9 protein-coding genes are annotated in these 10,308 nt (G+C 65.7%); 4 read left to right on the forward strand and 5 right to left on the reverse strand.

Annotation, left to right across the window (positions count from 1 at the left end; translation table 11 throughout):
- From ACE3SS_RS13465 to ACE3SS_RS13480, 4 genes are all read right to left on the reverse strand, one after another.
- Positions 1-1,685 (reverse strand): acyl-CoA dehydrogenase (locus tag ACE3SS_RS13465; RefSeq protein WP_374594770.1); only part of this gene is annotated, 1,685 nt, incomplete at its 3' end.
- A gap of 50 nt (positions 1,686-1,735) precedes the next feature.
- Positions 1,736-2,515 (reverse strand): crotonase/enoyl-CoA hydratase family protein, encoded by a 780-nt coding sequence (locus tag ACE3SS_RS13470; protein ID WP_374594772.1) that lies wholly within the window; start codon positions 2,513-2,515, stop codon positions 1,736-1,738.
- 15 nt (positions 2,516-2,530) lie between these two features.
- Entirely contained in the window at positions 2,531-4,624 is a 2,094-nt protein-coding gene (locus tag ACE3SS_RS13475; RefSeq protein ID WP_374594774.1) for a 3-hydroxyacyl-CoA dehydrogenase NAD-binding domain-containing protein, read from the reverse strand.
- A gap of 168 nt (positions 4,625-4,792) precedes the next feature.
- Positions 4,793-6,427: a 3-(methylthio)propionyl-CoA ligase gene (locus ACE3SS_RS13480; RefSeq protein WP_374594776.1), complete on the reverse strand. Its 1,635-nt coding sequence runs from the start codon at positions 6,425-6,427 to the stop codon at positions 4,793-4,795.
- A 149-nt stretch (positions 6,428-6,576) separates the two neighbouring features.
- On the opposite strand from ACE3SS_RS13480, the gene ACE3SS_RS13485 reads away from it, so the two are divergent.
- From ACE3SS_RS13485 to ACE3SS_RS13500, 4 genes are all read left to right on the forward strand, one after another.
- Entirely contained in the window at positions 6,577-8,124 is a 1,548-nt protein-coding gene (locus ACE3SS_RS13485) for a YdiU family protein (RefSeq protein ID WP_374594778.1), read from the forward strand.
- Between the two features lie 143 nt (positions 8,125-8,267).
- Positions 8,268-8,918: a septation protein A gene (locus tag ACE3SS_RS13490; protein ID WP_374594780.1), complete on the forward strand. Its 651-nt coding sequence runs from the start codon at positions 8,268-8,270 to the stop codon at positions 8,916-8,918.
- A gap of 52 nt (positions 8,919-8,970) precedes the next feature.
- Positions 8,971-9,237: a BolA family protein gene (locus ACE3SS_RS13495; RefSeq protein WP_374594782.1), complete on the forward strand. Its 267-nt coding sequence runs from the start codon at positions 8,971-8,973 to the stop codon at positions 9,235-9,237.
- A 93-nt stretch (positions 9,238-9,330) separates the two neighbouring features.
- On the forward strand, positions 9,331-10,128 hold the full coding sequence (locus tag ACE3SS_RS13500; protein WP_374594784.1) for a peptidylprolyl isomerase: 798 nt from the start codon (positions 9,331-9,333) through the stop codon (positions 10,126-10,128).
- Positions 10,129-10,184: 56 nt separating this feature from the next.
- Here the strand turns inward: ACE3SS_RS13500 and ACE3SS_RS13505 are convergent.
- A partial coding sequence (locus ACE3SS_RS13505) for a transposase (RefSeq protein ID WP_143329487.1) occupies positions 10,185-10,308 on the reverse strand: 124 nt, incomplete at its 5' end.

A 10,308-nucleotide genomic window follows, 5' to 3' on the forward strand; every position in this document is an offset into this window, starting at 1 on the left:
ACGGCTTGCTCCAGCCAGATCCAGGCCAGCACGGTGTGCCCGAAGGCTTGCAGATACGGCGTGGCGTTGGCCAGCGCGCGCGCCGGCTCCGGGGTGGCCCAGGCCGCCTGCGTGGCCGCCGCCACCCGGCCCAGGGCAGCGCCCAGCGCTTGCGCAAACTCGCGCAACCCCTCGATCTGCCCCGCCCGGGCTATCGAGGCCTGAATGCGCAACCCGAGCAGTTGCAAGCCCTTGCCACCTTGCATGATGACCTTGCGCCCCAGCAGGTCCATGCCCTGAATGCCGTGCGTGCCCTCGTGGATCATGTTGAGGCGGTTGTCGCGCCAATATTGTTCGACGGGGAAGTCGCGCGTGTAGCCATAGCCGCCCAGCACCTGGATGGCCAGGCTGTTGGCTTCGAGCGCCCATTCGCTGGGCCAGCTCTTGACGATGGGCGTGAGCATCTCGAGCAGCAGCGAGGCATCAGCCGCCGCCTCGGCGCTGCCGGTGCGCTGCTCGTCGAGCAGGTACGCGCAATACAGGCCCAGCGCCAGCCCGCCTTCGACGATGGCCTTTTGCGCCAGCAGCATGCGGCGCACATCGGCGTGCTCGATGATCGGCACCTGCGGCGTGGCGGCGTCTTTGGCGGGCTTCTCGCCAGCCGCCGCAAAGCGCCGGCCTTGCGGGCGCTGGCGGGCGTAGTCGAGCGAGGCCTCGTAGCCGGCGTAGCCCAGCATCGTCGCCCCGATGCCCACGCCGATGCGGGCCTCGTTCATCATGTGGAACATCGCCTGCAAGCCCTTGCCGGCCTCGCCCACCAGGTAACCGATGGCGCCCGCCGAACCGCGCACGGGGTAGCGGCCTTCGCCAAAGTTGAGCAGCGTGTTGACCGTGCCGCGAAAGCCGCACTTGTGGTTGAGCCCCGCCAGCGACACGTCGTTGCGCTCGCCCGTCAGGCGGCCATCGGGATGCACCAGCTTCTTGGGCACCACGAACAGCGAGATGCCCTTGACGCCCGGTACCAGCTGGCCGTCGTCGCCCGGGATCTTGGCCAGCACCAGATGCACGATGTTCTCGGTCAGGTCGTGCTCGCCGCCCGAGATCCACATCTTGTTGCCCTTGAGGCGATAGCGCGGGCCCAGCGGGTCCGCCGCGAAATCGGCGCCGTCGGGCGTGGCGCGGGTGGTGATGTCCGACAGGCTGGAGCCGGCTTGCGGCTCGCTCAGGCACATCGTGCCCGAGAAGCGCCCGGCGAACTCGGGCTTGGCGAAGGCCTCGACCTGCGCGGGCGAGCCATGCGCCAGCAGCGTGCCGGCGTTGCCCTTGGTGAGCATGCCGTAGCCCGACATGCCGATGCTCGCCTTTGAAAAATACGTGGCGGCGGCCAGTTCCACCACGGCGGGCAGGTTCATGCCGCCCAGCTCTTCGCTCTGCGAGCCTGCCAGAAAGCCCGCCTCGGCAAAGGCCTGCAGCGCGGCCTGGGTTTCGGCGGGCATGTGCACGCGCTCGCCGTCGAACTCGGGTTCGTGCACATCCACCAGCCGGTTGAACGGCGCGAACTTGTCGGCGGCCAGTTTCTCGGCGGTGTCGAGCACCGAGCCGAAGGTTTCGCGCGAATGCTCGGCGTAGCGCTCGCGCCGGGTCAGGTCGTCGGCATGCAGCCACTCAAACAGCAAGAAATCAAGGTCGGCGCGCAAGGTGCTCATGGAACGGTCAGGTCAAAAATTCAACTGATGGAAGGTCGTTTCGATGCGGCTCAACGGCCCTTGAACACCGCATCGCGGCGTTCGATGAACGAGCGGATGCCCTCGACGGCGTCTTCGCTTTGCATCACCTGCAGCAGCGCTGGGAAGAGCTCCTGCACCGCCGCCGCCTCACCCGCATTCCAGGCCAGCCGGGTGGACTTGAGCACGTTCTGCACGCCCAGCGGCGCGGCTTTGGCGATCTTCTCGGCGATCTCGCGAGCCTTGTCCACCTGCTGCCCGGCGGGCACCACCTCTTGCACCAGGCCCAGGCGCAGCGATTCGTCGGCATACCAATAGTCGCCCGTCAGCAGATAGCGCTGCGCATTGCCCCAGCCCATCTGCTGCGGCAGCCGCAAGGTCGCCCCGCCGCACGGGAAGATGCCGCGCTTCACTTCGAGCATCGCGAAGCGGGTGTTGTCGGCCGCCACGCGCACCTCGGTGTTGAGCATGATCTCGACGCCCCAGGTGAAGCAGTTGCCCTGCACCGCCATCACCACCGGCTTGCGGTGGCGCTCGCCGCGCAGACCGAAGGGGTCGATCTCGCCCTCGGCCACTTCGAAGCCGCGACCGTTGCCGAAGATCGGCGCCCATTTGTCGAGCTCGATGCCCGAGGTGAAGTGCGCGCCCTCGCCATACAGCAGCGCCACGCGCAGCTCGGGGTTGCGGTTGAGCTCGCCATAGGCCTGGGCGATGTCGCGGTACATCTCGGGCGACAAGGCGTTGTGCTTCTCGGGCCGGTTGACCTTGATTTCGAGCACATGCTCGACCTGGCGGGTTTCGATGTAAGACATGGAGGCGTCCTTGAATCAGTTAAAGGTCTTGCCCTGCGCGGCAAGTTGCGCCAGCAGCGCTGCGGGTTCCCAGAAGCTGGCGTCGTCGTGCGGATTGCGCTGGTAGGTCTTCATGGCGTCGACCACGGCCGGCAGCCCCACCGTGTCGGCATAAAACATGGGCCCGCCGCGGAACAGCGGGAAGCCATAGCCGCTGAGGTAGATCATGTCGATGTCGGACGCCCGCTGCGCGATGCCTTCTTCGAGGATGCGGGCCCCTTCGTTGACCAGCGACCACACCAGCCGCCCGACGATCTCGTCGTCCGAAATGGCGCGCGGCGTGATGCCCAGGCTCTTGCGGTGCGCTACCAGCATCTCGCTCACCAGCGCCGAAGGCTTGGGCTCGCGCTGGCCGGGCTCGTAGTCGTACCAGCCCGCGCCGGTCTTCTGACCAAAGCGCCCCTGCTCGCACAGCAGGTCGGCCGTCTTGCTGTAACGCACTGCGGGCTTCTCGACGTAGCGACGCTTGCGAATGGCCCAGCCGATGTCGTTGCCAGCCAGGTCGCCCATGCGGAAGGGCCCCATCGCCATGCCCCATTTTTCAATGGCGCGGTCCACCTGCTCGGGCGACGCGCCCTCGTCGAGCAAGAAGCCCGCCTGGCGGCTGTATTGCTCAATCATGCGGTTGCCGATGAAGCCGTCGCACACGCCAGCCACCACGGCCAGCTTCTTGATCTTCTTGGCGAGCTGCATCACGGTGGCCAGCACGTCGGGGGCGGTCTTGGCGCCGCGCACCACTTCAAGCAGGCGCATCACGTTGGCGGGGCTGAAGAAATGCAGGCCCACCACGTCTTGCGGACGCCGGGTGAAGGCCGCGATCTGATTGAGGTCGAGCGTGGACGTGTTCGACGCCAGGATGGCGCCGGGCTTGACCGTGGCGTCGAGCTGCTTGAACACCGACTCTTTCACGCCCAGGTCTTCGAACACCGCTTCGATGACCATATCGGCCTGGGCGATGTCGGCGACATTCAGCGTGGGCGTGAGCAGGCTCATGCGTTGCTCGTACTTGGCTTGCGCCAGCTTGCCCTTGGCCACCTGCGCTTCGTAGTTCTTGCGGATCACGCCCAGGCCGCGGTCGAGCGCCGCTTGCTGCGTCTCCAGCATCGTGACCGGGATGCCCGCGTTCAAGAAGTTCATCGCGATGCCGCCGCCCATGGTGCCCGCGCCGATCACGGCCACGCGCTCCACCGGGCGCAGTGGCGTGTCGTCGGCCACGTCGGGGATCTTGGCCGCAGCCCGCTCGCCGAAGAAGGCATGCCGCAGGGCTTTCGACTCCACGCCCGCCACCAGTTGCGTGAAGGCCTCGCGCTCGTAAGCCAGGCCGTCGTCCAGGCTCAGGCGGGTGGCCGCCTCCACGCAGTCCACGCAACGCTGCGGGGCTGTCAAACCCCGCGCCGTCTTGGCAAGTTGGGCCTTGGCTTGCGCAAAGAAGGCCGCGTCGGCCGGCGCCGCAGCGCTCAATTGGCGTACCGACGGCAGCGGCCGCGCATCGGCCACTTCGCGAGCAAAGGCCAGCGCCCCGGCGAGCAAGTCGCCCTCGATGACGCGGCTGAACAACTGCTGCCCCGGCGCTTGAGCCAGCACCTCGCTCTTGACCGGCTCGCCTGTGGTGATCATGCGCAGCGCGGTCTCCACCCCCAGCACGCGCGGCAAGCGTTGCGTGCCGCCCGCACCCGGCACGATGCCGAGCTTTACTTCGGGCAACGCGATCTGCGCGCCCGGCGCCACCACGCGGTAGTGCGCCCCCAGCGCCAGCTCCAGCCCACCGCCCATGGCCACGCCGTGCACGGCAGCCACCACCGGTTTGGTGCAGGCTTCGAGCGCGGCAATCACCTCATGCAAGGTCGGCGAGGCCGTGGCCTTGGGCGTGTTGAACTCGCGAATATCCGCCCCGCCTGAAAAAACCTTGCCGCTACCGGCGATGACGATGGCCCTTACCGCCCCATCTGCCTGGGCTTGTCGAATCCCGTCAACCACCCCGGCGCGGGTAGCGTGGCCCAGCCCGTTGACCGGCGGGTTGCTCAAGCTGATCACGGCGACGTCGCCTTGAACTTGGTAGGTGGCGCTCATGCAGTAGCCCTCAAAAAAGCACGATCGTTCGATTTTGTGGGGGCCGCATGATTTGTCAGCCTCGCGCTAACCCGTAGCAGTCACTGCATTCAATGAGCGAATCGGGCACAAAAAAGCCGAGGTGTTCCGCAGCGCGGATCAAACCTCGGCTCATCAGGATGGGATGCGTCAGATCGTCGGGAGCACGTGGTCCTTGAACTGCTCGCGCAGCTTGAGCTTCTGCATCTTGCCGGTGGCCGTGTGCGGAATCTCGCTCACGAACACCACGTCATCGGGCACCTGCCACTTGGGGATCTTGCCCTCGAAGACGCCCAGGATCGCGGCCTTGTCGGCCGTGGCACCGGGCTTGAGCTGCACCACCAGCAGCGGGCGCTCGTCCCACTTCGGGTGGCGGCAGGCAATGGCCGCCGCTTCGTGCACCGCCGGATGGGCCATGGCGATGTTTTCCAGGTCGATCGAGCTGATCCATTCGCCGCCCGACTTGATCACGTCCTTCGAGCGGTCGGTGATCTGCATGTAGCCATCGGCGTCGATGGTGGACACATCGCCCGTCGGGAACCAGCCGTCCATCAGCGGCGACTTCTCGCGCCCGTAATAGCTGCCGATCACCCAGTGACCGCGCACCTGCAAGTCGCCCGACGCCGCGCCGTCCCACGGCAGCTCGTGACCGTCATCGCCCACGATGCGCAGGTCGATGCCGAAGATCGGCTTGCCCTGCTTGGCCAGCAGGCGGCGCTGCTCTTCGAGCGGCAGATCAAGATGCTTGGACTTCAAGCGCGACAAGGTACCCAGCGGCGACAGCTCGGTCATGCCCCAGGCGTGCACCACCTCCACGCCGTATTGCTCTTCAAACGCCCGGATCATGCTGGGCGGGCAGGCCGCGCCGCCGATCACCGTGCTCTTGAAGGTGCTGAACTTGAGCTGGTTCTCGCCCACGTAATTCAGCAGCCCCAGCCACACGGTGGGCACGCCGGCGCTCATCGTCACCTTTTCCTGCTCGAACAGCTCGTAGAGCGACTTGCCATCGAGGTGCGGCCCGGGCAGCACCAGCTTGCAGCCCACCAGCGCGGTCGAATACGGCAGGCCCCAGGCGTTGACGTGAAACATCGGCACGACGGGCAGGATCACGTCCTGGCACGACACGTTCATCGCATCGGGCTGGGTCGAGGCAAACGCGTGCAGCACCGTCGAGCGGTGGCTGTAGATGGCGCCTTTCGGGTCACCCGTGGTACCCGAGGTGTAGCAGAGGCTGGACGCCGCACGCTCGTCGATCTCGGGCCAGACGTAGTTGCCGTTTTCGGCTTCGACCAGGTCGTCGTAGCACAGCAAGTTCGGCACGCTGCTCGCCGCCGGCATGTGGGCGCGGTCGGTCATCAGCACGAAGTGCTTCACCGTCTTGAGCTCGGGCAGCAGCTTTTCAACCAGCGGCAACAGGTTGAGGTCGAAGCACAGCACCTGGTCGGCCGCGTCGTTGATGATCCAGGCGATCTGGTGCGGAAACAGGCGCGGGTTCACCGTGTGGCACACCGCGCCGCTGCCCGAGGTGGCGTAGTAGATCTCGAGGTGGCGGTAGCCGTTCCAGGCCAGCGTGCCGACGCGGTCGCCCGGCTGCACGCCCAAGCGCGTCAGCGCCTGCGCCAGCTTGCGCGAGCGCAGCTCGGCGTCGCGCCAGGTGTAGCGGTGCACGTCGCCCTCGACGCGCTTGGACACGATCTCCACATCGTGGCTGTACTTGGCCGCGTGCTGGATCAGCGCTGAGATCGTCAGCTGCTGCTGCATCATCTGGCCTGGCAAAAAACCCATGCTTGTCTCCTGGTCGAACTCGACGTGGTTCGGTAGTTGGTGGTGGCCTGCTGATTATTCCTACCCCGCCGCCGCAATCAACCCGGCATACCACGCGGCCTTGTCCGACACGCCTGCACGGGTGAGCCCCCGTCGATAGACTGCCCGCCATGAGCCCGACCTACGCCGCGCCGCAGCCCGATCCCGCCGACCACCCATTTGTCCACCCATTTGTCCACCCATTTGTCCACCCATTTGCCCACCTGCAGTGGCCGAACCGCTTTGCCACCCTGGGCCGCGACTTCTACACCGCCCTGCCCGCCCAGGCGCTGCCCGAAGCCCATTGGGTCGCGGTGAGCGAGCCCGCCGCCCGACAGCTCGGCCTGCCCGACGACTGGTGGCAGCACGCACCCGCGCTCGATGCGCTGAGCGGCGGCGCACCGTGGCCGGGCATGGCGCCGCTGGCCAGCGTGTACAGCGGCCACCAGTTCGGCGTGTGGGCCGGCCAGCTGGGCGACGGCCGCGCGCTGTTGCTGGGCGAGCTGCAAACCCCGAACGGCTCCGTCGAGCTGCAGATCAAGGGCGGTGGCCGCACGCCCTACTCGCGCATGGGCGACGGCCGCGCCGTGCTGCGCTCGTCGATCCGCGAATTCTTGTGCTCCGAGGCCATGCACGGCCTGGGCATCCCGACCAGCCGCGCGCTGTGCCTGGCCGCGTCGCCCATGCCGGTGATGCGCGAAACGGTCGAAACCGCCGCCGTCGTGACGCGCCTCGCGCCCAGCTTCGTGCGCTTCGGCCACTTCGAGCACTTCGTGCAGCCGGGCGAGCCCCCCGGTGCGCTGCAAGCCCTGGCCGACCACGTGATCGACACCCAGGTGCCGCAGTGCCGCAAGCAGCCGCAGCCCTATCTGGCGCTGTTCGAGCATGCCGTGCAGCGCACCGCCGAGCTGCTGGCCGACTGGCAGGCCGTGGGCTTTTGCCATGGTGTGATGAACACCGACAACATGTCCATCCTCGGCCTGACCATCGACTACGGCCCGTTCGGCTTTCTAGACGCCTTCGACCCGAACCACATCTGCAACCACTCCGACCACCACGGCCGCTACGCCTACGCCAAGCAGCCCAGCGTGGCCTTCTGGAACCTGCGCTGCCTGGCCCGCGCCCTGCTGCCCCTGATCGGCGACGCCGACGCCGCCCTGGCCGCGCTCGAGTCCTACAAAGATGCATTCGCGTCGGCCATGCAGGGCCGCTACCAGGCCAAGCTGGGCCTGCAGAGCTGGCACGCGCCCGAAGACGTGCGCCTGGTCGATGACCTGCTGCGTCTGATGGCCGCCAACCGCGTGGACCACACCATCGCGTGGCGCCGGCTGGCCGCGTTCAGCAGCGCCGACGGAGCACGCAACGACGCGCTGCGCGATCTCTTTGTGGATCGCGAAGGCTTCGACGCCTGGGCCGCACGCTACGCCGCACGGTTGCGCCAGGAAGGCAGCGTCGATGCCGAGCGCGCGGCAGCAATGAACCGCGTCAGCCCCAAATATGTGCTGCGGAACCATCTGGCCGAAATCGCCATCGAACGAGCCCGCCGAGGTGACTACTCAGAAGTGCAAAAGCTCCTGACGCTGCTGGAGCGCCCGTTCGACGAGCAACCCGCCCACGAGGTCTACGCCGACTTCCCGCCCGACTGGGCGCAAAGCCTGGAGGTGTCCTGCTCATCATGAGCAAACACGAGCGTTACGGCATCAACTCCGCCGCGCTAGACTTCACGTCACGTTGAAACAGCGACGGTGTCGCCATGCTGCGGCGCCGCATGATTTCGTGGTTTCGCGCGCCTCCACCTCACCCGGGTTCACCCCCGCTCCTCATGAAGCTGCTGTTCGACTTTCTGCCGCTGGTGTTTTTCTTCGCCACCTACAAGGCCGCCGAAAACCACAAAGACCAAGCCATCGCCCTGGCCAACCAATACCTCGGATCCTTGGTGCGCGGCGGCCCCATCACCGGGCTCGAAGCGCCCATCCTGCTGGCCACGGTGGTGGTGATCGTGACCACGCTGGTACTCGTCGCCATCATGAAGATCCGCGGCCACAAGCTCGACAAGCTCTTGTGGATCAACGTCGGCATCGTCACCGTGCTGGGCGTGGCCACCGTGTGGTTCCGCAACGAGACCTTCATCAAATGGAAGCCCACCCTCATCTACTGGATGATGGGCTTGGCTTTCACCTTCAGCGAGCGTTTCACGGGGCAAAACCTGCTGCACGCGCTGGTCGGCAAGGACACCGATGTACCTCTGCCCGTGTGGCGCCGCCTGAGCTGGGCCTGGGGCGGCTTCTTCGGCTTCATGGGGGTGCTCAATCTGTACGTGGCGTATCACTATTCCACCGACACCTGGGTCAACTTCAAGCTGTTCGGCAGCATGGGCTTGATGGCCGTTTTCGTGGTCGGCCAAGGCATCTATCTCAGCCGCCACATCAAGCCGCCTGCAGTCGAGGCCGATACGCGCCCGGTATCGAGCTGAACGACGGGCCTCGAACTGACACTCGACTGACATCCCAAATCAAGCAAGCACCATGGCCGCCGCCACGCCACAACAAATCGAAGCCGCCCTGCAAGCCGCGCTCGCGCCGCAAAGCCTGAGCGTGCGCGACGACAGCCACCTGCACGTGGGCCACGCCGGCTACGGCAGCGGCCACTACACAGTCGATATCGTTAGCGAAAAGTTTCAGGGTTTGTCATCAATTGCCAGACATCGCCTTGTGTATGATGCCCTGCGCGATTTGATGGGCAGCGGCATTCACGCCCTGATCATCCACGCATCGACGCCGCCCGCCGACTAGGCGATCAGCGCGATCGAGCACCATGCTGCAGGCACCTCGCCACCCAGCCTCGGCGCTCTTCATTCAGGCTCTCTACTCAGGATCATTCCTTTCATGAAGAAACTGCAATTCGGCCTGATCGCGGCCACCGTGGCCCTGGTTGCCGCTCCCGCCTTGGCGCAAAACATCACCGTGGTTAACGGCAAGGCCGTGCCCAAGTCCGCAGCCGATGCGCTGGTGGCCCAAGCTACCAAGCAAACCGGCCAACCCGCCACCGAACAACTGATCAAGCAAGCCAAAGACGCCGCCGTGATGCGCGAAATCTTTGCCCAAGAAGCCCAGGCCCGCGGCCTGCAAAAATCGCCCGACTACCTGCAGCAGCTCGAGCTCACCCGCCAAGACCTGCTGATCCGTGCGCTCTTCCAGGACGAAGAGAAGAAGCACCCCCTCACCGAAGCCGACATGAAGGCCGAGTACGACAAGTTCAAGGCGCAGGCCCCGGACAAGGAATACCACGCTCGCCACATCCTGGTCGAGAAGGAAGATGAAGCCAAGGCCATCTTGGCTCAGCTCAAGGGTGGCGCCAAGTTCGAAGACCTGGCCAAGAAGAACTCGAAAGACCCCGGCTCGGCTGAAAACGGCGGCGATCTCGACTGGGCCGGCCCGCAAAGCTACGTGCCCGAGTTCTCGCAAGCCATGGTTGGGCTCAAGAAAGGCCAATACACCGAAGCCCCGGTGAAGTCGCAATACGGCTACCACATCATCAAGCTCGAAGACGTGCGCGACACGCAGTTCCCGGCCTTCGAAGAAGTCAAGCCGCAGATCCAGCAGCGCCTGACCCAGCAACGCTCGGTGGCCTTCCGCGAGGCCCTCAAGAGCAAGGCCAAGACCGACTACAAGTGGGGTAACTAAGCTCTCGCTTGCTCACACAAAAAAAGGCGCCTCCTAGCAGGCGCCTTTTTTTTGGTTCATCGAGGATTTCCGGGGAAGGCTGCGCGGATCTTGAGAAAGAAGTACTCCTCGTCGCGGTAGCCATAGGCCCGTCGTTTGATGACTTTGATCGTGTTGTTGATGCCTTCGACGACGCTAGTG

It is taken from the genome of Aquabacterium sp. (assembly GCF_041915145.1).
Taxonomy (GTDB): domain Bacteria; phylum Pseudomonadota; class Gammaproteobacteria; order Burkholderiales; family Burkholderiaceae_C; genus Aquabacterium.